The organism is Xanthomonas floridensis (assembly GCF_001642575.1).
Classification (GTDB): domain Bacteria; phylum Pseudomonadota; class Gammaproteobacteria; order Xanthomonadales; family Xanthomonadaceae; genus Xanthomonas; species Xanthomonas floridensis.
The window spans coordinates 38239-64519 of the sequence record NZ_LXNG01000005.1 but is presented as its reverse complement, the minus strand read 5'-3'; the positions used below and the strand labels follow the sequence as shown (position 1 = coordinate 64519).

The window sequence follows — 26281 nt, the reverse complement described above, 5'->3', positions numbered from 1 at the left end:
TGTAGTTGTAAACGGTTACATGTTAGGCGACAGCGCATTCAGGCGCACGTTCCGTGGACAGGGTCACAGCAGATGTGTGGCCGGATGACGCCAGGCCCGCGCCGGATTGGAGTAGGAATCGACCAACGCTAGCGCTGGTCGTTGACACCTGTGCCGCGCCGCGCGCGCCGGGTCGCGTAGAGCGAATGGTCGGCCCGGTCGACCACCGCGGTCAGTGCTTCGCCCGGCTGGCGCAAGGCGGTGCCCAGGGTGAACAGGATCGGCGCCTCATCGCTGGCCGCGAGGTAGGTGCCCACCAGCGCCTCCAGCTGCGGCTCGCTGGCCTCGTGCAGCAGCACCAGGAATTCGTCGCCGCCCAGCCGCACCAGGTGGTCCTGGCGACGCAGTGGGTCGTTGAGGAACCAGGCCATCTGCACCAGCACCTCATCACCGCGCTGGTGGCCATAGGTGTCGTTGACCAGTTTGAACTTGTCCAGATCCACCACCACGCAGCCCCAGCGCACGTTGGCGTCGCGCTTGTCCAGGTCGTTCAGGAAGCGGCGGTTGAAGCAATTGGTCAGCGGGTCGGTGAACGACCATTCCAGCAGCTGTTTTTCCTGCTGGTACTGGTTGGTGATGTCCTGGGCATGCGCCAGCACCATGGTGGCGTCGGCCTCCACGTCGAGCACGTTGTGGTATTTCCAGTGGCGCAGGCTGCCATCGCGGGCCACCAGCTCGATCACCCCCGAATCCTGGCCATCGAGCACCATGCGCGAGAGATAGCCGCGCAGGCCGCCATGCCGCTCCGGGCGGATCAGCTCGAACAGCGAGCGGCCCTCCATCTCCTCCACGCTGCGGCCCAGCGAGCGTGCTGCCGCCGGGTTCACGCTGACCAGCTGGCCATCCATGTCGTGGGTGCAGATCAGGCCCAGGCTGTACTGGAACATCTTGCGGAACTTGCGTTCGCTGGCGGCCAGCGCATCCACCGCACGGTGGCGGTCGGTGACGTCCTGAATCGCACCGATCAGGCGCATGCGGCCATCCACATGTTCCACCGCGCCGGTGCTGTGCACCCACAGGTGGCGGCCGGTGCTGCTGATCAGCGGCAGCTCCAGGTCCCAGGGAATGCCCTCGTTGACGCAGGTGTCCACCGCCTCGGTGACCACCGCGCGCGCTTCCAGCGGATAGAAGGCAATGGCTTCGCCAAGGGTGGGCTGGTAGCCCGGTGGCAGGTCGTGCATCCGGCAGGTCTCGTCCGACCAGATCAGCGTGCCGGTGCCGACATCCACTTCCCAGCCGCCCACGCCGGCCACCCGCCCGGTGCGTTCCAGGAACGCCTCGCTCTCGCGCAGCCGTTGCTGGAGCCGGGCATTGGTGTCGGCGCGCTCGAGCATCTCGCGGCGCTGCTCCAGCCCTTCGGCAGCCACCCTGGCCAGGTGCTGCAGGGCCTCCAGCTGGGCCGGCTGCAACTGCCGTGGGCGCTTGTCGATCACGCACACCGTTCCCATGCGCAGACCATCGGACAGCACGATCGGAGCGCCGGCGTAATAGCGAATGCCGGGCGCATCGGTGACCAGGGCGTTGTGACTGAAGCGTGGGTCGGCCGGTGCATCGGGCACCTCCATCACCGCATCGCCCTGGATGGCATGGGCGCAGAACGCCAGCTCGCGCGGGGTTTCTGACGCGCCCGGCAAGCCGATATTGGCCTTCCACCACTGCCGTTGTTCGTCCACCAGCGACACCAGTGCGATCGGCGTGCCGGCAATGGCCTGCGCGGTGGCGGCCAGCGCATCGAAGAACGGTTCGGCCGCCGTATCGAGTACCTGCAACAACGCCAGGCGGGCCAGGCGCTCGGCTTCGCCAGGCGGGATGGACGGTACGGCGTCGCGCGGATTCAACGGAAGGATCGCTCGGCGAAAGTCATCGGCGCAGTCTAGCCGAGCCGGCCGGGGACGCCGCCGGTGCATTGCGTGCGCCACCGCGCAGCTTGCATGGCCCGGCGGCCGTACGCCGCCACGCGCGGTGGGCGGCCGTGCTCACGCCGGTGTGCCAGGTGTGCGCGGCTCATCGCGCATCTGCAGCGCCAGGTATAGCCGCATGCAGTCTTCGGTGCGGCCCAGGTCTACCGCGCACAGGTCCTGGATGCGCTGCATGCGGTAATCCAACGTGTTGCGGTGGATGCCCAGCGCCTGAGCGGTGGGTGCCATGCGCATGCCGCAGTCGAACCAGGTGGCCAGGGTCGCCAGCAGCTGGCCGCGGCGCTCCTGCGCCAGCAAGGCCTGCAGCGGCTTGCGCAACTCGTCGGCCTGCCAGGCCTGGCGCAGGTCGTCCACCAGCACCGGCAACCGGTAATCGTCGTAGAAGAACGCGTCGGCCTGCGGGTGGCGGGCCTTGCCGATGCGCATGGTGGTGCGCGCGATCCGGTGCGACAGTGCCAGTCCATTGGGCTGCGGGACGTACTGGCCCAGCGCCAGGCGGATGCGCAGCGGGCTGCTGGCGCGCATGCGTTCCAGCAAGGTATGCGCGCGGCGGCGTTGTTCATCCACGTCCCAGTGGCCGCGGCGGTCCAGCGCCGGCTTGAGCACCACCAGTTCGTTGAGCGCGGTGGCCGCGATCAGGTTGCCGCGCTCGGGCGTGGACAACAGGGTGTGCAGGCGCTGCAGCTCCACCAGCATGGCGTCCAGGTCCAGGGTGTCGCTTTCCACCTCGATGACCGCGGCCACGCGCGGCAGGTCCAGCGCGATGCCCAGCCGCTCGGCCCAGCCGGCCAGTGCTGGCATGGGGCCGTCGGCACGCACCAGGCCAAGGGTGACCTCTTCGCGCAGGCGCGCATCGCGGGCCAGCAGGCGCAGCAGGCCGGCCTGTTCCAGCATGGCCTCGGCCGCCATGCGCACCAGCTCGGCCTGCTGGCCGATCCGTTGCGGGTCGCCGGTCAGGCCTACGCAGCCGAGCACACGGCCGTCGACGATCAGCGGCAGGTTGACCCCCGGGCGCACCGCGTCCAGCTGCTGCGCCAGCGCGCTGTCGATCTCCACCCGGCCCTGTCGCGACAGCACCAGCAAGGCACCTTCGTGCAACTGGCCGATGCGCGCCGGATCGCCGCTGGCCACGATCACCCCGGTGTGGTCCATCACGTTGACGTTGCCGTCGATGATGGTCATCGAGCGGTCGACGATGGACTGCGCCAGGGTGCGGTCGAGCGTGAGCATCGGCCTATGCTAGGGGAAAGCCGGCACGCGCAGGCCTGGGGTGGCGCTCATCTAAGGCGTGCTGGCAACGGCCGGCGCCGCCAGTGCCCGGCCCACCTGCAGCGCGGCCGCCACGTTGCGCGCGGCGATGCGCACATTGCCGGCCGCCTCGGCCAGCGCCTGCTCCAGCGTGCAGGCACGGTGCACTACCGCGAACATCGCATCGATGCCATGGCCATGCAGCAGCCCGGCGCCAGTGCCCAGGCAGCCAGCGATGGCGATCACCGGTTTGGCATGCCGCTGCGCCAGCTGCGCCACGCCCACCGGGGTCTTGCCGTGCAGGCTCTGGCTGTCCAGCCGGCCTTCGCCGGTGATCACCAGATCGGCCTGGGCGATGCGTGCCTCCAGGCCCAGCGCCTGCGCCACGATCTCTACCCCGGGCCGCAGCTGCGCGCCCAGGAAGGCCACCAGCCCCGCACCCAGCCCACCGGCCGCGCCGCCGCCGGGCAGGCCATGCAGGCGCAGGCCGAGGTCGCGCTCCAGCAGGTCGGCGTAGTGCTGCAGGTTGGCATCGAGCTGGCGCACCGTGTCCGCGGTGGCGCCCTTCTGCGGCCCGAACACCGCCGAGGCGCCGGTGGGGCCGATCAGCGGGTTGTCCACGTCGCAGGCCACTTCGATGTGGCAGTCCTGCAGCCGCCGGTCCAGGCCGTCGGTCTCGATCCGCGCCAGCGCCGCCAGCGCCGCGCCGCCTGCGTGGAGCGGCATGCCATGCGCATCCAGCAAACGCGCACCCAGCGCCTGCGCCATGCCGGCGCCGCCGTCGTTGGTGGCGCTGCCGCCGATGCCGATGACGAAACGCCGCGCACCGGCATCCAGCGCGGCCACGATCAGCTCGCCCACGCCAGCGGTGCTGGTGCGCAGCGGGTCGCGCTCGGCCACCGGCACCAGGGCCAGGCCGCTGGCGGCGGCCATCTCGATCACCGCGGTGCGGCCGTCGCCGGTCAGGCCGAAGAACGCCTGCACCGGGGTGCCGAGCGGGCCGCTGACCGTGCAGTCGATCACCCGCCCGCCGGTGGCGGCGACCAGGGCCTCGACCGTGCCTTCGCCGCCATCGGCCACCGGCACCTTGGTGTAGCGCCAATCGGGAAACACCTCGCGGAAGCCGGCCTCGATCTGGGTGGCCACCTCCAGCGCGGACAGGCTTTCCTTGTAGGAATCCGGGGCGATCACGATCTTCATGCAGGTCCTCGCTGGGGAACAGGCCGTGGGCGCATCACTGGTTCACCGCCCGTGCCGGCACGCGCAGCACCAGGGCCGCGCCCAGCGCCATCGCGCCAGCCAGCACGTACAGGGCCAGCTCGGTGCTGTGGGTGGCGTCCTTGATCCAGCCCACCAGATACGGGCTGACGAACCCGGCCACCTGCCCGGTGGAATTGATCAGCGCCAGCCCGCCGGCGGCGGCAGCAGCGGTCAGAAAGCCGTTGGTCAGCGGCCAGAACAGCGGTAGCCCGCTGACCGCGCCCATGGTGGCCAGGGTCATGCCCAGCAACGCCAGCCACAGGTGATCTGTGAGGCTGGCGGCCAGGCACAGGCCGGCGGCGCCCATCAGCAGCGGGATGACCAGGTGCCAGCGGCGTTCGCCGCGGCGATCGGCCGAGCGCCCCATCAGCACCATGAACACCGCCGCGGCCAGGTACGGGATGGCGCTCATCAGCCCGATCCGGGTGGGATCGGTGACGCCGCTGCCCTGGATGATCGACGGCAGCCAGAAGTTGATCGCATACACCCCGCTCTGGATGCAGAAGTACACCGTGCCCAGCAGCCACACCGCCGGATTGCGCAGCACCGCGCCCAGCGAAGTGGAGGCGCCGGCCGGCTTGCGCGCCTCGTCCTCGTCCAGCGCGCGGGTCAGTGCCTGTTTCTCCTGCGGGTCCAGCCAGCCGGCCTGCTGCACGCCGTCGCTGAGCAGGAACCACACCCCGATGCCCAGCAACACGGTGGGCAGGCCCTGCAGCAGGAACATCCACTGCCAGCCGGCCAGCCCGCCCTGCCCGGACGAGAAATGGCTCAGGATCCAGCCCGACAATGGCCCGCCCAGCACGCCGGAAATGGGGATGGCCGACATGAACACGGTCATGACCCGGCCATGCCGGGCGCGCGGGAACCAGCGCGTCAGGTACAGCACGATGCCGGGAAAGAAGCCCGCCTCGGCTGCACCGGTGAGCAGGCGCAGCGTGTAGAAGCCGGCCGGGGTGCGCACGAACAGCAGGCAGGTCGAGAGCAGGCCCCAGCTGACCATCATGATCGCCACCCAACGGCGCGCACCGATGCGCTGCAGGATCAGGTTGCTGGGCACCCCGCAGGCCAGGTAGCCGATGAAGAAGATGCCGGCACCCAGCCCGTAGACCGTCTCGCTCATGCCCAGATCGCCCAGCATCTGCAGCTTGGCAAATCCCACGTTGACCCGGTCCAGGTAATTGAACAGGTAGCAGACGAACAGGAACGGGATCAGCCGCCACAGGATCTTGCGGTAGGTGGAGTCCATGCCGTCGGGGGTCGGCAGGGGCCGGGAGGCTGGGGTCATCGCATGCTCCAGGGGGCGGTGGGCCTCAGGTGCCAGGCGCCGCAGCGTCCGCACCATAGGGGGGTCGACGCATTCTAGTTGGCGCTTTTTCCTGAAATCTTCGGCAGAGCGGCGGCATTGGGGGGCCGACATCTGCCGCTTTTTGTGCAAACACCCAACCTGGCCGCCATGGCCGCCAGGTCGGGCCCGGCGCAACGACGCACGCGCATTGCCACGCCAGCCGCCCGTGGCCGGCGACCGGCGACCGGCGACCGGCGACCGGCCAGGAGCGTACCGACGCGAACGAGCTGGCGCCTCACGCCTCGCCCGGCGATCGCCCAATCGCTCGCGGCCACCACCCAGCACACGCACAAGTCCAACCCGCGCCACATCGCGAGCGCCTAGTTCGTTGCAGTTCTGAAAAATACATATCCGGATCAATTGCGCCGCCGCCGCCGCTGCGCACACTTGCGCGGCCGCCGCATCCAGCGGCCGGCATTCCCCCTCCCGAGCTCAACAGCGCTGCGCGGTTTGCAGGCGTTGCGGGCGTGTGCACCTCACCTTTCCACGAGAACCCCCATGTCCATCGCATCGCGCGCGCTGCCCCGGCGCTTGTTGAGTCTTGCCCTGATCGCTGCCGGCCTGGGCGCGGTCTCCACCGCCAGCGCAGCCTGCACCGCCGGCAGCTGGGTCGCCCGCACCAACGAAGCCGGCATGCCACCGGTGCGCTACGAAACCGCGCATTTTGCGTTCCGCTGGAATGGCGACGGCGTGGCCAGCGCCGACGTGCGCGCCGCCGGCGAGCATCTGGAAATGGTCTGGGACACCTTCATCAACCGTCTGCAGTTCCCCGAGCCGTCCTGCACCAGCGCCACCAAGTACAAGGCCAGCCTGCACCTGGATCCGAGCTTCGGCTTGAGCGGCGGCGTCACCGGCAGCGGCGGCATGGGCATGTGGATGGCACCGGGTGGCCTGCGCGACCACTGGGGGCTGGCGCACGAGCTCACCCACGCCTTGCAGGGCCAGACCCAGGGCATGCGCGACTCCGACTACAGCGGCTGGATCTGGGAATCGCACGCCAACTGGATGACCCACCAGCTGCCGGAATTCCATGCCAGCGATGTGCATTGCTCGAGCATGCTGGTGAACTACCCGCACGTGTATCTGGGCTCCACCCGCGATCGCTACTGCAACTGGCAATTCATGGAGTACCTGAAGAACCGCTTCGGCTACGCCATCATCAACGACCTGTGGGCCAAGGCGCCCAAGCCCGGCGACGCCGGCCAGCGCACCGCCGATCCATTTTCGGTGATCAAGGCCAACATGGGCTGGAGCCAGTCGCAGATGAACGATGTGTTCGGCGACTGGGCCATGCGCAACGTCAACTGGGACTACACCAACCCCGATGGCAGCGACCAGGGTGCGCTGTACCGCGCCCGCTATGGCAGCAACCTGGCGTTCAATCCGCAGCGTCCACAGGACTGGGACAACCGCGACCGCGCGTTGCGCATGACCGTGCTCGATCCGGTAGCCGGCCAGGCCAATCGCTATCGCGTGCCGTTCGAGTGGGCGCCACAGCGCTGGGGCTACAACCTGGTGCAGCTGATTCCGGCCAGCGGCGCCAGCAGCCTGCAGGTCGCGTTCGAAGGCCAGGTGCAAAGCGCCCCGGCGGTCACCACCCTGCCCGGCCTGGCCACCGACCCGCCCAGCATCCCGCTGCCGGATTCGGACTGGCGCTGGGGCGTGGTGACCATCGACAGTGCCGGCAAGGCGCGTTACAGCACGCTGCAGCGTGGCGCCAAGGCCAGCCTCAGCGTTGCCCTGCGCAGTGGCGACCGCGCGGTGTACCTGATGGTGATGGGTGCGCCCAGCACCATGCAGAAGATCAAGTGGGACCAGTCGTACTACGCCATCTACCGCTACCCGTGGAGCGTGACGCTGACCAATGCCGCCCCGGCCGGCAGCCAGCCCAACGCGCCCACGCCAACCCCGGTGGGCCGCCGCCACGCCAATGGCGGCGGCTGGGTTGCCAATACCGCCAATGTCGCTTCCACCGCCTACGTGGGCCCATTTGCACGGGTACTGGCCGGCAGCGTGCTGGGCAATGCACGCATCGACGGCCATGCCACGGTGATGGGCGGCACCGTGCAGGGCAACGCCGTGGTCGGCGGGCTGACCGTGTGGCATCCGGGCGCCACCATCGGCGCCAACGCCCAGGCCAATACCGTGTTCATGGGCCCGGGCGCATTCGGCACGGTCAGCATCGCCGGTACCACCCAGGTGCGCGGCGATCTGGAATTGCGCGAAGGCACCACGCCCAGCCAGGGCGTGTTCTACGGCTACGCCGATGAAGCGACCATGCGCAATCCCGAATTCGGTGCGGACCTGCGCCAGGCGGTGCCGGAAATCACCGCACGTCCTGCCGGTTGGTGAGCAGGCCACTACCGTATTCATGGGCCCGGGCGCGTTCGGCGCGATCGACGTGGGCGAAACCGCACAGCTGCGCGGCGACATCGAGCAGCAGGGCGCCTCGCCTGTGCAAGGCGTGTTCTACGGCTTGGTCGATTCGGGGACGATGCTCAAGCCCTGGTTCGGTGCGGATCTGCGCCAGGCGGTGCCGGAGATCACCGCTCGCCCGGCCGGCTGGTGGGCGCGTGCTGCGCGTTCACCGCCTGCTCAATCGTCCAGCTCTGCCAGCCGCGCACGCACGCTGTCCACATCGATGTGCTCGCGCACATGCGGCCATTGCCGCGCCCACACCGAGCGGAACACGATCCACGCACCGAACACGCCCAGACAGGTCGAGCCCAGCGCCAGCAGCAACGGGTGCAGCGGCGAACCGTCGCCAGTCTGGAACAGGTACATGAAGGCACCGGAAAACAGCAGCCACACGCCGAACACCGGCCAGTTGCTGGCCAGCAGGCTGGCATTGGGCCGCTCGATCTCGCGCAGCAACCGGCGCAGCGCCTTGCGTTCGTCTTCGTCGGTGGACCTCATCGGCTGCCGCTCCCCAGTAAATGTCTAGCTTGAATCCCGGCTGCAGCGCGCTGCGATCCACCATTGCCGTCGCGCACGGGTTACGCCTGTCGCACGATGACGAAGGTCGCATCGCGTCATCTGTGCTGCATGCACCCTCGCACGCCAGGCGATGCGGCAGCTACTTGCCAGTGCCCGCCCTGCACCGCTTGCCGACAGCCGGCGTCGCCACGTGTGGCGTCATCGTGCCGGCCACGCCTGCAATGCCCTTTGACCTGCACAAGCACGCAGCGGGCGTTACGCATCGCCCGCTGCCTCATGGCCACCGCCATCACACCACGCGGCAGAACACCGCCTTGAGGTAGCGCGATTCCTGCACGTGCGCCATGAACGGATGATCGGGGCCGGCGCCGGCCACCTTCAGGATCTGGATGGTGCGGCCGGAGAAATACGAGGCGCGCCGCAGCATGTCCAGAAACTCCTGCTCGGCCACCAGGCCGGTGCACGAGAAGGTGGCAAACAGGCCGCCTGGCTTGACCACGCCCAGGGCCAGCTTGTTCATGTCCAGGTACTTCTTCAGCGCCGGGATCACCTGCTCGCGGTCGCGGGTCATCTTGGCCGGGTCCAGGATCACCACATCGAACTGTTCGCCGCGATTGGCCGCATCGCGCAGCCACGGAAAGATGTCGGCCTGCACGAACTTGGGCCGCACGTTGTTGAGCTTGGCGTTGCCCTTGGCGATGGCGATGACGTCTTCGTCGATATCCACGCCCAGCACCTCGGCCGCACCGCGCGCGGCCGCGTACACCGCAAATCCGCCGGTGTTGCAGCACAGGTCCAGCACGGTCTTGCCGTCCACCTGCTCGCTCAGCCACTGGCGGTTGTCGCGCTGATCGGCAAAGAAGCCGGTCTTGTGCGCGCCGGCCGGGTCGGCGCGGAACTTGATGCCATGCTCGGTGATCACCGCCGCTTCGGTGGTGGTGTTGCTGTGGAAGTCGAAGCTTTCCTGCTTCTGCACGTGCTCGTCGGCAAAGCTGTGGAAGCGGCAGCCCGGGAACTGCTCGCGCAGCGCCTCGTAGATCCATTCGCGGTGGCGGAACATGCCGGCGGCGAAGAACTCCACCACCACCAGGTCGCCGTAGCGGTCCACCACCAGGCCGGACAGGCCGTCGCCTTCGCTATGCACCACGCGCCAGGCGTCGGACACTCCGTCGAGCTTGAGCCAGTCCCGGCGCAGGCTCACTGCGGCGGCGATCTTGCGCGAGAACCAGCCCGCATCCACCGGCACCGCCTGGTCGGTTTCCAGGATGCGCACGGCGATGCGCGAGTGGCCGTTGTAGAAGCCGCGGCCGATCCATTCCCCATCCACGCCGACCACATCGACGATGGTGCCGGGCTTGGGCTTGGCGGCGGGCTTTTCCACCAGCTTCTGGAAGATCCACGGGTGGCTGGAGCGCCACGCATTCTTGAGTCGGACGACGGGGACAGGAGTATTCATTCACCTATTGTATCCGGCTGGATTGACGTGCCTGGCCCCTGCCCGCAGAATCGGCGCCAGAAGGGGAGTAGCTCCCAGCGTTGTCGCCGTCATTCCGAGTCCTGGCATCAGGCGCTCCGGTGCAACGGCAGCCGGCCCAGCCGGCTGCGAGCGAGACCTTCGCCGCGCAGGCGAAGGTCCGTCACCCGGAATCCACGATTTCCGTGTCACAAGGCCTCAGCCCAACCGGCTGTCCAGGTCGTTTCACTTTTCGGGATTCTTTTATGCAAACCATTGGCAATGTCTGGTTATGGGGCGGTTTCGGGGTCGTGGTGATCGCCGCGCTGCTGATCGATCTGGTGCTGATGCGCCACGGCGGCGCCCACAAGGTGACCTTCAAGGAAGCCACCTGGTGGAGCATCGGTTGGGTGCTGCTGGCGCTGGCCTTCAACGCCGGGCTGTGGTGGTACCTGCAGGGCAGCGTGGGCGATGCGCAGGCCGACCAGATCGGGCTGCAGTTCCTCACCGGCTACCTGGTCGAAAAATCGCTGGCGGTCGACAACATCTTCGTGTTCCTGATGGTGATGACCTACTTCGGCGTGCCCGAGGAACAGCGCCAGCGCGTGCTGATCATCGGCGTGCTGGGCGCCATTGTCCTGCGCGCGATCATGATCTTCGCCGGCTCGATGCTGCTGGCCAAGTTCCATTGGCTGCTGTACGTGTTCGGCGCGTTCCTGCTGCTGACCGGCATCAAGATGTGGTTCTCCGCCGGCAAGGAACCGGACCTGGAAGCCAACCCGGTGCTGCGCTGGATGCGTGGCCACCTGCGCCTGAGCCCGCAGTACCACGGCAACCTGCTCAGCGTGATCAAGGACGGCAAACGCTGGTTCACGCCGCTGTTCGTGGTGCTGATCCTGATCGCGGTGATCGACGTGATCTTCGCGGTGGACAGCATCCCGGCGATCTTCGCGATCACCACCGACCCGTTCATCGTGCTCACCTCCAACGTGTTCGCGGTGCTGGGCCTGCGCGCGATGTTCTTCCTGCTGGCCGGCATGGCCGACCGCTTCCACCTGCTGCCCTATGGCCTGGCGGTGATCCTGGTGTTCATCGGCACCAAAATGATGATCATCGATCTGTACAAGATTCCGGTGCTGGTCTCGCTGGGCGTGGTGGTGGCGATCCTGGTTGCCACCATCGTGCTGAGCCTGCTGCGCCCGCCCAAGCCGGCCGGGCACTGACCGGCCGGGAATCGGGAATCGGGAATCGGGAATCGGGAATCGGGAATCGGGAATCGGGAATCGGAGTTGTGCTTGGCTGTAAGTGGTGGTGCAAGGGATGCCGCGGTTTTGGCTTGGTCTCTTGCCACTGAGCCCGGTCGGGGTCTTCAGCCTTGATCGTTTGCTACGCCGCCTACTGCTCGGCTGGGCTGCAGCGCACCACAGGCGATACCGGAACCTCGGTGCTGCGCCCGGGTTGCCACCCCAACTGCGGTGAATGCGTTGCTGCCGCGGCCTGCCTGCCGGGCTTCGTATCGGCCCGGCGGGCAGCAGGATTATCCCGCCGCCGGATCTGGTTATCCCGCGCAAACGGGGCTTGCAAAGGCAAAACCACGCCGCCATCCGTGAATGCATGACAACGCATTCCCTCGCCTCCGACCCCGCCACCCAGAGCCGCCTGGACCGCTCGCGGGTGCTGCGTGCCTTCAACATCAGCCTGGCTGCCGTGTTGCTGCTGGTGGCGGTATTTACCGCGCAAGGCATGTTCGACTGGCGCGCCTGGGCGGTGGCGCCGCTGCAGGCCGACGGGCTGATCGGCATCCTTACCGCTCCGCTGCTGCACGGCTCGCTCGCGCATCTGGGCGCCAATGCGGCCGCGCTGCTGATCCTGGGCACGCTGGCCGGCAGCGTGTATCCGCGCGCCACCGCCATGTCGCTGCCGTTGCTGTGGCTGGGCTCGGGATTGGGAGCGTGGTTGTTGGGCGAACCTGGCAGCCGCCACCTGGGCGCCAGCGGCATCACCCACGGGCTGATGTTCCTGGTGTTCGTGCTGGGCCTGCTGCGCCGCGACCGCCCGGCGATCGCCACCAGCATGATCGCCTTCCTGTTCTATGGCGGCATGCTGATGACCATCCTGCCGCATGAAGCCGGCGTGTCCTGGCAATCGCATCTGGGCGGCGCAGTGGCCGGCCTGATCGCCGCCCTGCTGCTGCGCCTGCGCGACCCACAGCAGGCCAGGCCGCGCTATAGCTGGGAAGACGAGGACGAAGACGCTGCCTGGGAGGTGAGCAACTCCGAACACGCGATGCTGGAGCCACCGCCACCGCGTCAGGTGCCGGTGCTGTGGCAGCGCCAGGACGATGGCTCGGAAAACGTGGTGCTGCACTTCCCGCCGCGCGAACGGCCACCGGGCAGTTAGTTCCCGCGTGCAGCGAAGCCCGAGACGGCCCTGGGTTTTCCGTGGGAGCGTGCCTGCGCGCGACAGGGCATTACCTGGATGCCCAGCCACGCGCGCGCACGTTCTTATCGACGCGGTGTCATATGTTCGCGCGCGTGATCGCCCGGCACAGTCACTCTCTTCAGGCGAAGATCAGGCCCATCGATGCCGTCATGCCGCGTTGCATGGCGGCGTGCCCAGACGATGACGCATTACCGGTGATGCCGTGATCGGGAGCGCTTGGGACACTGCAACGAATGTGAGCTGGTGCATCGCCATCGGGCCGGTGTCACCGTACCGCGTACGCTCGCCTGCGCGCTGAAGCTCACTGGCAACGTCCCGTCGCGCTCGGGCGTGCTCCTACCAAAACATTGCCTAGCGCGATGCTGGCCCGCTCAATGCACGCCGCGCCAGGCCCGGATCATCGGCGAAGAAGGCATCGATGCCGGTAGCCAGATACCGTTTCAATTCCGCCAGCGCACCGGCCTCGTTGCGTGCGGTCGGCGCGTCGCCGCTGCGGTGATCGGCGGCCAAAAAATAGTTTTCAGGCCGGAACGTATACGGCTGCACCTGCAACCCGACCGCGTGCGCATCGCGCACCAGGCTGGTGGGCTGGCCCAGGCGCTGCTGCGTGTCCAGCGGAATGATGGCGCGAATGTCCGGCCCGATCGCATCGGCGTAGGTGGCCACCTGCTTGAGCCCCGCGGGGGTCATCAGGTCCGCATATGTCCCCGGCGCATCGCCCTTGCCTGCATCCGGCAGCGGCATCTGCGCTCCACCGAGCAACTGCAGCAGACGGATGTTGCCTTGCCGCCCGATCTTGCCGCGCAGGTAGCGCAGGTTGCCGGTCTCGAACGACTGGATCACCACCGGTGCGATACGTGTGTATGCATGCGCCTGCAAGGTGGCCAAAACCTTGTCTTCCATCGGCAAGCCCAGCGCACTGAAATAGCTCGGATGCTTGATCTCCGGAATCAGCCCGATCGTGCGCCCGGTCGCTGCCGATTCTGCCGCGACGAAATCGATGATCTCGTCGAAGGTCACGATCTGAAACTGCCCGTCCCAGCGCGTGCCACGCAACTGCGGCAATCGCTCGCGTGCGCGCAGGGTCTTCAATTCGGCCAACGTGAAGTCCTCGGTGAACCAGCCATCCATTGCCTGGCCATCGATGGTCTTGCGCGTCTTGCGTGCGGCGAACTCCGGATGGTTGGCCACATCGGTGGTGCCACCGATCTCGTTCTCGTGACGCGCCACCAGCACACCATCCTTGGTGGACACCAGATCCGGCTCGACAAAATCCGCGCCATCGACAATGGCTTTGGCGTAGGAGGCCAAGGTATGTTCCGGCCGCAACGCACTGGCGCCACGGTGCGCAAAGATCTGCACCGTCTTGGCCAACGGCGCCTCTGCCAATGCGGGCACGCTCATGCCAACCATCATCGCTCCCACCAGCCAGATACGCCCGAACTGCATCATGCCTCTCTCCAACGAAAAACAGCTACCGAATCGACGCTGGCCACCAAGTCGGCGTGGCCGATGAGCCACGCAGGAGGCACGACTGTCCATCCCGCGCCCGCACCTGCCCGACAACCACTGGTGACGTCTTATTGACCACTCTAGCCGGTCCCGCATCGACGGACCTCGGAAATCAGACCTCAGAGAGCAACAGCAAAACCCGCTCTTGCGATTCCCAATTCCCAATTCCCAATTCCCAATTCCCAATTCCCAATTCCCGTCCTCAGAACTTGGCGTCCAAGGTCAAAAACACCTGCCGCGGCGCGCTGGCGTGGAAGGCCAACTGCCGTCCATTCGGATCGCTGTTGGCGAACGCGGTGAGGTTGGAGGCGTAGCGCTTGTCGGTCAGGTTGGTGACGTTGAGCGAGAGCTTGAGCGCCTGCAGCACGCCGACCTGGCCGAATTCATAGCCGGCACCGGCGTCGAACGAGGTGTAGCCGCCAAAGCCCTGGTCGTTGGTGTAGGTGTAGAAGCGCTCACCGGTGTACTTGCCGCGCAGGTTGACGTTCCAGCCTGCGTAGTTGAAGGCGATTTCGCTGGCCAACATGCGCTTGGGCGTGTCTACCGTGTACTTGCCGGCGGTGGGAATCACCACGCCGTTCTGCACGTAGTTGTCGTCGTAGGTGGAACGGTTGATCGAAGCCGAGTTGTACCACTGCAGGTAGCTGGTCGGCTTCCAGATCACCGTCAGCTCGCCGCCGCGGCTGCTCACCGAGCCCACGTTGAAGAAGCGCGTGGTGCAGGCCGGCGTGGTGCCCTGCTGGATGCTGGCGCAGGGGTTGAGCGAGAGCAGGCGGTTATCGAAGGTCACGTCGTAGCCGACCAGCGAGGCCTCGAAGCGGTCACGCACGAAGCGGTAACCGGCTTCCAGCGTGCGCGACTTTTCCGGTTCCAGCGCGCCCACGCTGGCATCGAACGACGCCTGCGTCACCAGCAACGGGCCACCGGCACCGCCGCCCTGGAACGCGGCGATATTCTCCGCGTACGAGGCAAACACTTCCTGGCCCTCGGCGATGCGATAGCCCAGCCCGATCTGCGGCAACACCGATTCGCTGGCCTTGAGCGAGCCGGTCGCCACCGGTGCTTCCACCGCCACGCCCGGCGTCTCGCGCGCGGTCATTTCGGTGCTGGGGCTCTTGATGCCCAGGTCCAGGCTCAGGCGCTCGTCCAGGAACTTGAAGTTGCCCTGCACGTAGAACTGCCGCGTGGTGATGATGTAGTTCTGCGAGAACAGCCGGCGATCGGGATTCTGCAGGAACTTGTCGTCGCTGACCGGGCCATCGATCCAGTAGAAGTTGCGCTCCACATCGTGGTGGTTGCGCTCGTACCACAGGCCGGCTTCCAGATGATGCGGGCCCAGGTCCCAGCCCAGCGAGGCGATGCCGCCGGTACGATTGATCCAGTAGTTGGTGCTGCGGATGGAGATCGGCAGTGCCTGCGGCGTACCCGGATTGGAGGCCTGGCCCGGCGACCACCAGTGGCCCTGGCCCTTGTTTTCGTGGTGATAGACCTGGGTGTGCAGGCTGATCGCGTCGTTGGGCTGGAAGTCGCCGGCCACGTAGAACAGGTCGTCGTCGCGCAGCGCGCGGCTCTGGTAGTACGCATCGTCGATGTTGTCCACGCCGCCACTGAAGCCGCAGCGCGCCGCATTGCGTGTGGCCGGCGCGCAGTACGCCGCTGCGAGGGCGCGGTTCCAGTCCGGCGCATACAGGTTCCAGTCCCAGCCCAGGCCGCGCGCCATGCCGCTCTTGGACAGATAGGAATAGTCCGCCTGCGAGGTGCGCGACGTATCGGCAAAGGCGGTCAGCTTGCCGCCGTCGAACTGGTACACGCCCTTGGCGTTGAACTGCCGCGTGGTGGTCGGCGATTCCGGGCGCGCCCACATGTCCGCTTCTGCATTGATGCCGGACAGGTACGCCGAAAAGCCGTTGTAATCGCCGGTGTCCACGCGCAGGAAGGTGCGGCGGTTGGCGTCCGAACCCACGGTCTGCGACACCTGCCCACCGAACACGCTGGACGGATCGGCCGAGTAATACTGGATCGTGCCACCCAGGTTGCTGGTGGACGCGGTGCCCAACGCACCGATGCCCGAGGCCAGCTCCACGCCACCAAAGTTTTCTGCGATCAATGCGCGGCTGATGTTGAGGCCGTTGTAGTTGCCGTAGGCGTTGTCGCCCAACGGCAGACCGTCAAGCGTATAGCCCAGGCGCGTACCGTTGAAGCCGCGCAGGCTGATCGTCTGCGACTCTTCGTTGGCGCCGAAGGCATCGTTGGATTGCACGTTGACGCCCGGCATGCGGTTGAGCAGCTTCTGGATGCTGGTGCCTGGCGGCAGCACCGGAATGTCCTGCTGGGTGATGCGCTGCACCTGGCGCGTTTCGCCCTGGCCGATCACCGACACCGCATCGAGCTGCTGCACGGTGTCCGCGGCGGCGGAGACATCGGCCGATCCGTCGGCCGGTGTATCGGCCGCCTGCACGGCCGGCGACAACACGAGCGCGGTGAGCACGGCAGCACTGAGGAGATGAGTCTTGGGCATGGGAGGCGTGGGGGACGAGTCAAAAGATGGCGGCAAGCGTGCGACAGCTGTCTTGCGTCGATGCGACGAGCAGATGACAGTGCCGCGACAGTCGGTGCGCATGCCGCGCCGCAGCTGCGTCGTGCCGGCATGCAGCTGTCATCTGCACGTCGTAATCTGCGAGCTCTTCCATGCGCGTTGTTGAGGGTTGGTCCATGTCCCATCGCATTGCTCGCCCTTATCGTCGAACGCTGACCGGCATCGCCATCGCCGCGCTGATGCTCGGCAGCGGCATGCTGAGCGCGCGGGAAAAGCCCGCGGCGGCAGGCTCGGTGATCGCGACCGATGCGCGCGGCTATCTTGAAAAAGACCAGCTGCCCGACAGCCTGCGCCTGGTGCCACCGCCACCGGCGGACAGCAGCGCCGCGCTCGCCAACGACGAAGCCGTCGCCAAGGCCATGCTCGCGCTGCGCGACACACCGCGCTGGAACTTGGCCACACAGGACGCCGCATTGAGCTTCCCCGCCGCCGCCACCCACTTCAGCTGCGCGCTCGGCGTGCAGGTCGACCAGGCCAGCACCCCGCACCTGCTGCGCCTGCTCGAACGCAGCATGCGCGACGCCAGCAGCAGCACCAGCGCCGCCAAGGCGCACTTCCAGCGCCCGCGTCCGTTCATGCGCAACGCGCAGCCGATGTGCACGCCCGACGACGACGCCAGCCTGCGCAAGAACGGCTCCTATCCGTCCGGCCACACCGCCATCGGCTGGGCCTGGGGATTGATCCTGTCGGAAATCGCCCCGGCTCAGCGCGATGCATTGCTGGCACGCGGCCGTGCCTTCGGCGACAGCCGTCTGGTCTGCAACGTGCATTGGCAGAGCGATGTCCTGCAGGGCCGCGTCATGGGCGCGGCCACCGTTGCCGCCTTGCATGGCGATCCAGCGTTCGAGAAAGACCTGGCCGCGGCCCGCAAGGAGATCGACGCCGCGCGCGCAACGCCGTTGCCTGCCGCTGCCGCAACAGCCTGCGCCGCAGAGAACGCCGCATTGCAGACCGTATTACCGGGCGTGATGTAACGCACCCCGGCGTGGAGCCTCCAGGCACTGAGGCTCGCCTGTCGATGGATGCATGACGCCGCCGCGCTCAACGCCGGCAGGCCACGCCGTCGTCAGACGACGTTCCAGGGACGCAAGGTGGTTCGGATGGCGAATTCAACATCGCCACGTCGTTTCACTTGCCGATGCAGAAGCTCGAGAAGATCTGGCCCAGCAGTTCGTCGGCGCTCATCTTGCCGGTGATCTCGCCCAGCGCTGCATGCGCCAGGCGCAGTTCTTCGGCGGCCAGTTCGAGTTGTTCGAAGCCCAGTTCCAGGTCGGCGGTGTCGGCGTGTTGTTGGGCGCGGCGCAGCGCTTCCACATGGCGGGTGCGTGCGGAGAACTCGCCGTCGACGCTGTCGCTTGCATCGCCAAGCGCCAGGTCGCGCAGCCGGGTGTGCAATTGCTCCAGCCCGTATCCGGTGATGGCCGAAACCGCAATCGCATCGCTGCCCAACGGTGTGCTGTCGGCCAGCAGGTCGCATTTGTTGTGGATCCATAGCTGGCGTGGCACTGCATCGATGGCATCGCCGATTGCCTCACGCGCAGCCTGCGGGTCGCGCGCATCCAGCACCACCAGCGCCAGGTCGGCACGTTCGAGCTCGGCGCGCGCGCGGCGCATGCCTTCGCGCTCGATCGCATCGCCGCCGTCACGCAGGCCGGCGGTATCGACCAGGGTCAATTCGAAACCATCGAGCTGGATGGCTTCATGCAAGGTATCGCGGGTGGTGCCGGCGACATCGGTGACGATCGCACGGTCGCTGCCGGCCAATGCATTGAGCAGCGAACTCTTGCCGGCGTTGGGTGGGCCGATCAGCACCGCATGCAGGCCATCGCGCAGCTTGCGTCCGCGCTCTGCGTCACGCAGCAGCTGCTCCAGCCCTATCCGCGCCTGCTGAAGCCCGTCGCGCACCTGCGAGCCACCCAGGGTATCGAGCGGCTCGTCGGCGAAATCGATCGCCGCCTCCACATGCACGCGCAGTCGGGTCAGCCGCTCGCTCACCGCCTCGATGCGGCGCGAAAACACACCATCCAGCGAGCGCCGCGCGGCACGTGCGGCGCGCACGTCGCCAGCGGCGATCAGGTCGGCGATCGCCTCGACCTGGGCCAGGTCGAGCTTGCCGTTGAGGAAGGCGCGCTCACTGAACTCACCCGCACGCGCCTGGCGTGCGCCCAGCGCAACGCAGCGCGCGACCAACTGGCGCAACAGCACGGGGCTGCCGTGGCCCTGCAGCTCCACCACGTCTTCACCGGTAAAGCTGCGTGGCGCCTTGAACCACAGCGCGATGCCATCGTCGATGACCTCGCCCTGCGCATCACGAAAGCGCGCGTACTGCGCCTGCCGTGGCTGCATCGGCGCAATGCCCAGTCCCGCCGCGATCTGCAGTGCCTGCGGCCCGGACAGGCGCACGATTCCTACGCCACCGGCTCCGGCGGCACTGGCGATGGCAACGATGGTGGACGTGGAAGACGACATGGGCACTGCTCTGACGTGGAGTGAAAAAAACCGGCGCGGCGACGCATCGACCGCGCGGCCGGCGGTGGCATCCAGCCGATGCGCATCCTTGGCGTATCACGCCTCCATCCCGGGGCGCGTTCTGCTGACAAGCGTCGCTGCAATGGGTCAGCCGTATGGAATCACAGCGACTGCAGCTGGGTACGCGCCTGCTCTGCACCGCTGCCTTGCGGTTGCAGTTCCAGATAGGTGGAGTACGCCTTGCGCGCCTTCTCGCGATCACCGGCCTTGGCATAGGCATCGCCAAGATTGAGATAGGCCACTGCACGCGAGGGGTCGATCTTCAAGGTGTTTTCCAGCCAACGCGCCGCTTCGGCATAACGTTGCTGACGGTAGTACACAAAGCCCAGGTTGTTGGCAGCCAGCGCGAAGTCCGGACGCAGCTTCAATGCTTCGGCAAATTGTTCGGCGGCGTCGGCATAGCGCTTTTCCTTGTACAGCTGCAGGCCACGTTCGTTGGCCAGCTGGGCGCGCTGGCGGTCGCTGCTCTTCACCGCCGTCGGCAGCACCAGCTTGGCTTCGCCGCCTTGCAGCGTCTTCACCGTGACCGGCGCCGCGGGGGCAGCGGTACCGGCCGGGGCCGGCGCGGGACGTGCAGCATCCACGCGCCCGTTGAGCGCAATGGCATCAGCCGACAGCTGCGCGGTATCGGCAGTGAGGAATTCTTCACCGCTCGGCACCTGGAACACGAACTCACCGCCCTGCGATCCGGGCAGGCTGCCGAACGCCGGCGTCTGCGCCGATACTGCCGACACTGCCGGTGCCACATATGCGGCCAGCTCGGTGCCGGTGATCAGGCCATCGCCGTTGAGATCACCCTTGCCGGCCAGCGCCTGCAGCAGCACCCAGGTAAACACCGAATGTCCGTTCGGGCCGCTATCGGCCACTTGTTGATCGGCACCACCGGCGGTGAGCATCTGGCGCGCGATGCGGCGCGCGTTTTCGCGCAGATAGGCGCTTGAAGTCGGCCCGCCCCGCGTCAGTCCCAAGCCGCTATAGCAGGCATCCATCACGAACAACACGTGCTTGGCCTGCAGGCTCTCGGCGATGTTCTGCAGATCGCTCATCGCGATTGCGTCGCTGGCCAGATGCTCCGGGTCCGAATCGACCGGAATGATGTAGCCCAGGTCGCGCCCGGAGGCGAGCCGACGCGTGGCGCCATGCCCGGCGAAGAACACGAACACGCGGTCGTTGGTCTGCGCGCGGCCTTCACCAAGGCGGTCGTGGAACGCGGCGAGGATATTGTTGCGCGTGGCCTGTGCGTTCTTGAGCACGATCACCTGCGAGGACGGAAACCCCAGCGGCCCGGTCAGGGTATTGGCAATCGCTTGCGCATCGTTGGCTGCATATTCCAGCTTGGGCCAGTGCGCGTAATCGTCGATGCCGATCACGATCGCCCAGGATTTCGCGTACCCGGTGGTCACCGTGGCATCGGCCACCGCGCTGGGCGAACGCGCCACGGAAAACTCGCGGCCATTCCAGCCGGCAAACTGGTAACCATCAGCGATAAGACGATCAAGAATCTGCGGCAGCGCTTTGACCGCGCGGTCGTGGATGTCATGGAACAACACGATGCCGCGCTGCTCCTTGTTCACCTGGTCGAGCACGCGCTGCACGATCGATTCCGGCACCGGGTCGGCCCAGTCCAGCGAATCGATGTTCCACATGATCGATTTCAGCCCCGCTTCGCCCAGGAGCTGCAGCCCTTCGGCATTGCGCGCGCCATACGGAAACCGGAACAGCGGCGCGCGCTTGTCGTCCACCGCACGCAGCAAGGTGTCGGTATCGAGCACCTGGCTGCGCAGTGCATCGCCGGTGGTCTTGGACAACTGCGCATGGGTCAGGCTGTGATTGCCCACCGCATAACCTTCTTCCATCAGCGTGTGGCTGATCTTGGACAATGGCGCCAGCTTCGGTTTGCCATCGGCGTCCAGGCTGCCGAGATTCCGCCCCACTTCGAAGAACACGCCAGGAACGTCGTAGCGCTTGAGAATCGCCACGATTTCTTCGGTGTAGGCCTTGTGTGGGCCATCGTCGAAGGTCAGCACCACCGTCTTGGGCGGCAGGTCGCGGCCGAAGACTTCGCTGTCGCTGTCGCGCGCGGAGAACGGATACGGCTCCACCACGCCGTGGTCGCGCAGAATGGTCTCGCGCGTGTACAGCGTGCGCAGATGCGCCACGTAGTCGTCCCACTTCTCGCGCTTGGGCACGATCGCGCGGCTACGGTCGAAGCGGCTGAAGATCTGGGTCAGCTCGGTGTTGTAGCTGCGCTCGATCTCATCCAGCGCTTCCAGATCCTCACCAATGCGCTGGTGCAGTTTGACGGCCGGCAATGCCGAATCCTTGCCGATGCGCGCATGCAGGTCGCGTAACACCTCACGGAATGCCAGGCGGTCGGCATCGTACAGATCCGGCGCCGATTCCACTTCGTCCAGCACCGTGGCAATGGTGGTCAGGCGGGCTGGGTCCTTGGATGCCAGAACCGTGTCGAAGCGTGCGGCGATGCGTTCACGCTGTTCCAGATTTTCATGGAACAACTGCTGCCCCACGCTGCTGGACGTGGCGCGATCGCGTGGGCTTTGCTTGGCCTCATCGGCCAGCAGCACGATGATGCGGCGATGCCGATCCAGCTGTTCGCGCAGCTGGGCAATCAGCGCACGCGCATTGTTTGCCTCGCCCGTTTGCGCAGCAGCATTGGCAGTGCCATCGGCCGCTGTTGCCGAAGCCGGTGCCGGGGTGCCGGCATCGCGCCGCCCACAGCCGGCCAGCGCCAGCAGTCCCGCGCAACTTGCGCACAGCAACAGGCGATGCAACGGCGATGAGGTCACGACGGCGTCCTTGGCGATGGAGACAACAGATTGCGCGGCGGCATGCAGAAAGCCCGCCTTGCGGCGGGCCTTTTTGAACTTACTTGGCGTTGGCCTGGATGATCTTGCTCGGCTTCTCGCCGTGCTGGCGGATCATCCACCACTGGATCAACAGACCCAGGCCGCCGTTGACCACCCAGTACAGCACCAGGCCGGCCGGCATGAAGGCCATCATGACGCCGAACACCAGCGGCATGAACTGCATCATCTTGGCCTGCATCGGGTCCATGCCCGGGGTCGGGGTCAGCTTCTGCGTCGCCCACATGATGGCGATGTTGAGCACCGGCAGGATGAAGTACGGGTCGCGCGCAGTCAGATCCTGGATCCAGCCCAGCCACGGCGCCTGGCGCAGTTCCACCGATTCCACCAGTACCCAGTACAGCGCGAAGAAGATCGGCATCTGGATCAGCAGCGGCAGGCAGCCCCCCATCGGGTTGATCTTTTCCTTCTTGAACAACTCCATCGTCGCCTGCTGGTACTTGACGCGATCGTCGCCGTAACGCTCCTTGAGCTGGGCCAGGCGCGGCTGGAAGCGACGCATCTTGGCACCGGACTTGTACTGCGCGGCAGACAGCGGATAAAGCGCCAGACGCAGCAGCACCACCAGGCCGATGATGGCCCAGCCCCAGTTGTGCAGGAAGCTGTGCAGGTGGCTCAGCACCCAGAACAGGCCCTGGCCGATGATAGCCATGATCGAGAAGCGGCTGTAGTCGACCACACGGTCCAGCCCCTTCACGTCTTCCTTGGCGATCAGGCTGACCAGCTTCGGGCCCACCCACAGGCGTGCCTCGGTGCTGGCGGTCTGGCCCGGCGCCACGGTGAATGCCGGTCCGCGCAGCTCGGCCACGTCACGCGGGCCGTCCTGGGCCAGTACGTACAGCGACGCTTGGTCCTTCTGCGGAATCCATGCGGTAAAGAAGTGGTGCTGCAGCAGCGCCACCCAGCCACCGGTGATCTGGCGGTTCAGGCCACCGTCGTCCATGTAGTCCTTGAACGCGCGGCGCTCGTAGCCTTCCTGGGGGCTGTACCAGGTCGCGCCGTTGAAACTGAAGGAATCCGGATTGGTCATGCCACGGCTGAGGATGGTCGGCACCCGGCTCAGCTTGCGGAACACATAACCGTTCCACGGTGCGCCGCTCTTGTTGATCACCTCATCCTTGATCGAGATCGCGTAGCGGCCGCGTTCCAGGGTGAAGGTGCGGCGAATCGACACGCCATTGGGGCCATTCCACACGAACGGCACCACCAGGGTGTTCTGACCCTTGGCCAGCTCGAATGCGGTGCCTGGCTGTTCGGCACGGAAGCCGCCCACGCCCGGCACCGGCGAATGATTCTCGCTGGCCCAACCGCTGGTGGCGTTGTAGGGGTGCGCTGCATCTTCGGTCAGCAGGCTGACCGGTTCGGTGCCGTCCTTGGTCTGCGGGAACTGCAGCAGCTCGGCGTCCAGCACGCTGCGGCCATCCAGCTTCAGGCGCAGCACATCCGAGCTCAGCGTGATGACCGGCGCAGCGCCAGCCGCTGCCGGCGTCGCTGTCGTGGTACTGGTGGCCGTCGGCGCTGCGCCCGGCACACCCGCCTGCGGGATCGCCTGGGCGGCGGGCACATTGGCCGCCGGCGCCGAGGCATCCGGGTCACGTGCAGCCGGTACCGATTGCGTGGCGACTGCGGCAGGTGCGTTGGCCGCCGCCTTGTCCTTGCCCCACTCCATCCACAGCAGCGCCGCGACCATCAGCCAGGCAAAAATCAGGAAAACACGGGTCTGGTTCATCGGGCAGCAACTCGCTCAGTCGGAACTACAGTTCCGGCTCTGTCGGGGAAAGGGAGGATGGGTGCATCGTCCTGGCGGGCGGCATTGTGCCGGGCGCGGCAGGCAGGGGCAATGCGCCGGCACGGCGCAGCAGACGCACGAAGGCGTCGCGAATCTGTGGGTTGGTCGCCTTGGCGGCTGCCGAACGCGCCACAATCACGTAGTCGCCGCCGGCCAGCTCGGGCAGCAGGTGGCGCATCGCATCGCGCAGGACGCGCTTGATGCGGTTACGGCCGACCGCACGGGTATCGACCTTGCGCGACACGGCCATCCCCAGGCGCGGCGGCGTATCGCCAGTGCGCCAGTGCAGACTGAGCAGCGGATCGGAGGTCCGACGCGCGGTGTCGAAGACAACCGTATATTGCGCACGCGTACGAACCCGCGCAGAGCGAGGAAATCGCCTGCACGGGTTCGATGCGTTCACGGGTGGGACTGCCTCGGCCGCAGGGAGCGGCGCGGCAATCAAGCGCTCAGGCGCTTGCGGCCCTTGGCGCGGCGGCGAGCCAGGATCTTGCGGCCGTCGGCGGTTGCCATACGTGCGCGGAAACCATGGTCGCGTGCTCGCTTCAGGTTGCTGGGTTGGAAAGTACGCTTGGTGGCCATGGGGCCCTCTGCATGAATGGAAACGGTGAACCGGCAATTTTATAGGACCGCGTCGGGCCGGGTCAACTCCCCTGGTGCTTTGACCATGACGAACAGAGCTGCATCCTGTGGATGGACCTGTGAATAAGTCTGGGAAAAGCCGGCCTGCGGTGCTAGGCTGGTCCATCCTCTTTTCACTTCCGGGCTGCGTGCACGGCGCCTTGCTGCGCGCCGCAGCCAGCAACAGATGATCACACTTTGATGGATGCTTGGCCCCGCTGTCTGGAACGTCTCGAAGCCGAATTCCCGCCCGAAGATGTCCACACCTGGTTGAAACCCCTGCAAGCCGAAGATCGCGGCGACAGCATCGTGCTGTACGCCCCGAACGCCTTCATCGTCGACCAGGTCCGCGAACGCTATCTGCCGCGCATCCGCGAACTGTTGGCCTATTTCGCCGGCAACGGCGAGGTCGCGCTGGCGGTGGGGTCACGACCGCGTGCGCCGGAACCGCTGCCAGCACCGACATCGGCGCCCAGTGCGCCGGTTGCCGCGCCAATCGTGCCGTTCGCGGGCAATCTGGATTCGCACTACACCTTCGCCAATTTCGTCGAAGGCCGTAGCAACCAGCTCGGCCTGGCGGCAGCGATCCAGGCCGCGCAGAAGCCCGGCGACCGTGCGCACAACCCGCTGCTGCTGTACGGCAGCACCGGTCTGGGCAAGACCCACCTGATGTTTGCCGCCGGCAACGCGCTGCGCCAGGCCAACCCGGCCGCCAAGGTGATGTATCTGCGCTCGGAGCAGTTCTTCAGCGCGATGATCCGGGCGCTGCAGGACAAGGCGATGGACCAGTTCAAGCGCCAATTCCAGCAGATCGATGCGCTGCTGATCGACGATATCCAGTTCTTCGCCGGCAAGGACCGCACGCAGGAGGAGTTCTTCCACACCTTCAACGCGCTGTTCGACGGCCGCCAACAGATCATCCTGACCTGCGACCGCTACCCGCGCGAAGTCGAGGGCCTGGAGCCGCGGCTCAAATCGCGTCTGGCCTGGGGCCTGTCGGTAGCAATCGATCCGCCGGATTTCGAGACCCGCGCCGCCATCGTGCTGGCCAAAGCACGCGAACGCGGCGCCGATATTCCAGACGACGTGGCGTTCCTGATTGCCAAGAAAATGCGCTCGAACGTGCGCGACCTGGAAGGCGCGCTCAACACCCTGGTGGCACGCGCCAATTTCACCGGACGCGCCATTACGGTGGAATTTGCCCAGGAAACCCTGCGCGACCTGCTGCGCGCGCAGCAACAGGCCATCGGTATCCCCAACATCCAGAAGACCGTGGCCGACTACTACGGTCTGCAGATGAAGGATCTGCTGTCCAAGCGCCGTACACGCTCGCTGGCGCGCCCGCGCCAGGTGGCGATGGCGCTGGCCAAGGAACTCACCGAACACAGCCTGCCCGAGATCGGCGATGCCTTCGCAGGCCGCGACCACACCACCGTGCTGCATGCGTGCCGGCAGATCCGCACCCTGATGGAGGCCGACGGCAAGCTGCGCGAGGACTGGGAAAAGCTGATCCGCAAGCTCAGCGAGTGAGGGTTTGATGCCCTTTTCGCCCTGCTTGGAAAAAAGCGTGGATGAGTTGGGGTCAAATGCGGGAGAATCTGTGGATAACGTTGCCTCGCAGGTCGGGCGGAAAACTATCCACAGGTTTTACCGCTAGACCAGGGGCACTAGTCCAACGACTTTCAGGCGCTAATTTGTCTTTGGAA

The 26281-nt window shown here is 66.5% G+C and carries 18 protein-coding genes; 5 read left to right on the top strand and 13 right to left on the bottom strand.

What is annotated here, in order from left to right:
- Positions 1 to 128 precede the first annotated feature (128 nt).
- From A7D17_RS03740 to A7D17_RS03725, 4 genes are all read right to left on the bottom strand, one after another.
- The gene (locus A7D17_RS03740; RefSeq protein ID WP_082861705.1) at positions 129 to 1946 is read right to left on the bottom strand and encodes a sensor domain-containing diguanylate cyclase; all 1818 of its coding nucleotides are present in this window, start codon (positions 1944 to 1946) and stop codon (positions 129 to 131) included.
- Between the two features lie 69 nt (positions 1947 to 2015).
- Entirely contained in the window at positions 2016 to 3188 is a 1173-nt protein-coding gene (locus A7D17_RS03735; protein ID WP_064507869.1) for a sugar diacid recognition domain-containing protein, read from the bottom strand.
- A 51-nt stretch (positions 3189 to 3239) separates the two neighbouring features.
- Positions 3240 to 4406 carry a glycerate kinase gene (locus tag A7D17_RS03730; RefSeq protein ID WP_064507868.1) on the bottom strand — a complete coding sequence of 389 codons (1167 nt, stop codon included), beginning with the start codon at positions 4404 to 4406 and terminating at the stop codon, positions 3240 to 3242.
- Positions 4407 to 4440: 34 nt separating this feature from the next.
- Positions 4441 to 5751, bottom strand: coding sequence for an MFS transporter (locus A7D17_RS03725; protein ID WP_064507925.1), 1311 nt, complete (start codon positions 5749 to 5751; stop codon positions 4441 to 4443).
- Between the two features lie 558 nt (positions 5752 to 6309).
- On the opposite strand from A7D17_RS03725, the gene A7D17_RS03720 reads away from it, so the two are divergent.
- The gene (locus tag A7D17_RS03720; protein ID WP_064507867.1) at positions 6310 to 8163 is read left to right on the top strand and encodes an Svx/AvrXca family virulence/avirulence protein; all 1854 of its coding nucleotides are present in this window, start codon (positions 6310 to 6312) and stop codon (positions 8161 to 8163) included.
- A gap of 243 nt (positions 8164 to 8406) precedes the next feature.
- Here A7D17_RS03720 and A7D17_RS03715 read toward each other — a convergent pair whose 3' ends face one another.
- Positions 8407 to 8727: a hypothetical protein gene (locus tag A7D17_RS03715; RefSeq protein WP_064507866.1), complete on the bottom strand. Its 321-nt coding sequence runs from the start codon at positions 8725 to 8727 to the stop codon at positions 8407 to 8409.
- Between the two features lie 310 nt (positions 8728 to 9037).
- Positions 9038 to 10204 (bottom strand): class I SAM-dependent rRNA methyltransferase, encoded by a 1167-nt coding sequence (locus A7D17_RS03710; protein ID WP_064507865.1) that lies wholly within the window; start codon positions 10202 to 10204, stop codon positions 9038 to 9040.
- A gap of 263 nt (positions 10205 to 10467) precedes the next feature.
- On the opposite strand from A7D17_RS03710, the gene A7D17_RS03705 reads away from it, so the two are divergent.
- Positions 10468 to 11424: a TerC family protein gene (locus A7D17_RS03705; protein WP_064507864.1), complete on the top strand. Its 957-nt coding sequence runs from the start codon at positions 10468 to 10470 to the stop codon at positions 11422 to 11424.
- Between the two features lie 391 nt (positions 11425 to 11815).
- Positions 11816 to 12601, top strand: coding sequence for a rhomboid family intramembrane serine protease (locus A7D17_RS03700; RefSeq protein ID WP_064507863.1), 786 nt, complete (start codon positions 11816 to 11818; stop codon positions 12599 to 12601).
- 393 nt (positions 12602 to 12994) lie between these two features.
- Here the strand turns inward: A7D17_RS03700 and A7D17_RS03695 are convergent, their stop codons facing one another.
- Positions 12995 to 14095 (bottom strand): glycerophosphodiester phosphodiesterase, encoded by a 1101-nt coding sequence (locus tag A7D17_RS03695; RefSeq protein ID WP_064507862.1) that lies wholly within the window; start codon positions 14093 to 14095, stop codon positions 12995 to 12997.
- Positions 14096 to 14357: 262 nt separating this feature from the next.
- The gene (locus A7D17_RS03690) at positions 14358 to 16673 is read right to left on the bottom strand and encodes a TonB-dependent receptor (protein WP_064507861.1); all 2316 of its coding nucleotides are present in this window, start codon (positions 16671 to 16673) and stop codon (positions 14358 to 14360) included.
- A gap of 194 nt (positions 16674 to 16867) precedes the next feature.
- Between A7D17_RS03690 and A7D17_RS03685 the strand changes: the two genes are divergently transcribed.
- Complete coding sequence (locus A7D17_RS03685; protein ID WP_064507860.1) at positions 16868 to 17725, top strand: acid phosphatase; 858 nt, start codon at positions 16868 to 16870, stop codon at positions 17723 to 17725.
- A gap of 154 nt (positions 17726 to 17879) precedes the next feature.
- On the opposite strand, the gene mnmE is transcribed toward A7D17_RS03685, so the two are convergent.
- From mnmE to rpmH, 5 genes are all read right to left on the bottom strand, one after another.
- On the bottom strand, positions 17880 to 19220 hold the full coding sequence (gene mnmE, locus A7D17_RS03680; RefSeq protein ID WP_064507859.1) for a tRNA uridine-5-carboxymethylaminomethyl(34) synthesis GTPase MnmE: 1341 nt from the start codon (positions 19218 to 19220) through the stop codon (positions 17880 to 17882).
- Between the two features lie 161 nt (positions 19221 to 19381).
- Positions 19382 to 22087, bottom strand: coding sequence for a polysaccharide deacetylase family protein (locus A7D17_RS03675; protein WP_064507858.1), 2706 nt, complete (start codon positions 22085 to 22087; stop codon positions 19382 to 19384).
- 79 nt (positions 22088 to 22166) lie between these two features.
- Positions 22167 to 23894 (bottom strand): membrane protein insertase YidC, encoded by a 1728-nt coding sequence (gene yidC / locus A7D17_RS03670; RefSeq protein WP_064507857.1) that lies wholly within the window; start codon positions 23892 to 23894, stop codon positions 22167 to 22169.
- A 25-nt stretch (positions 23895 to 23919) separates the two neighbouring features.
- On the bottom strand, positions 23920 to 24357 hold the full coding sequence (rnpA, locus tag A7D17_RS03665) for a ribonuclease P protein component (protein WP_082861703.1): 438 nt from the start codon (positions 24355 to 24357) through the stop codon (positions 23920 to 23922).
- A 38-nt stretch (positions 24358 to 24395) separates the two neighbouring features.
- Positions 24396 to 24536, bottom strand: coding sequence for a 50S ribosomal protein L34 (gene rpmH / locus A7D17_RS03660; protein WP_002805908.1), 141 nt, complete (start codon positions 24534 to 24536; stop codon positions 24396 to 24398).
- A 240-nt stretch (positions 24537 to 24776) separates the two neighbouring features.
- Between rpmH and dnaA the strand changes: the two genes are divergently transcribed.
- Entirely contained in the window at positions 24777 to 26105 is a 1329-nt protein-coding gene (dnaA, locus tag A7D17_RS03655; protein ID WP_064507856.1) for a chromosomal replication initiator protein DnaA, read from the top strand.
- Positions 26106 to 26281: the final 176 nt, after the last annotated feature.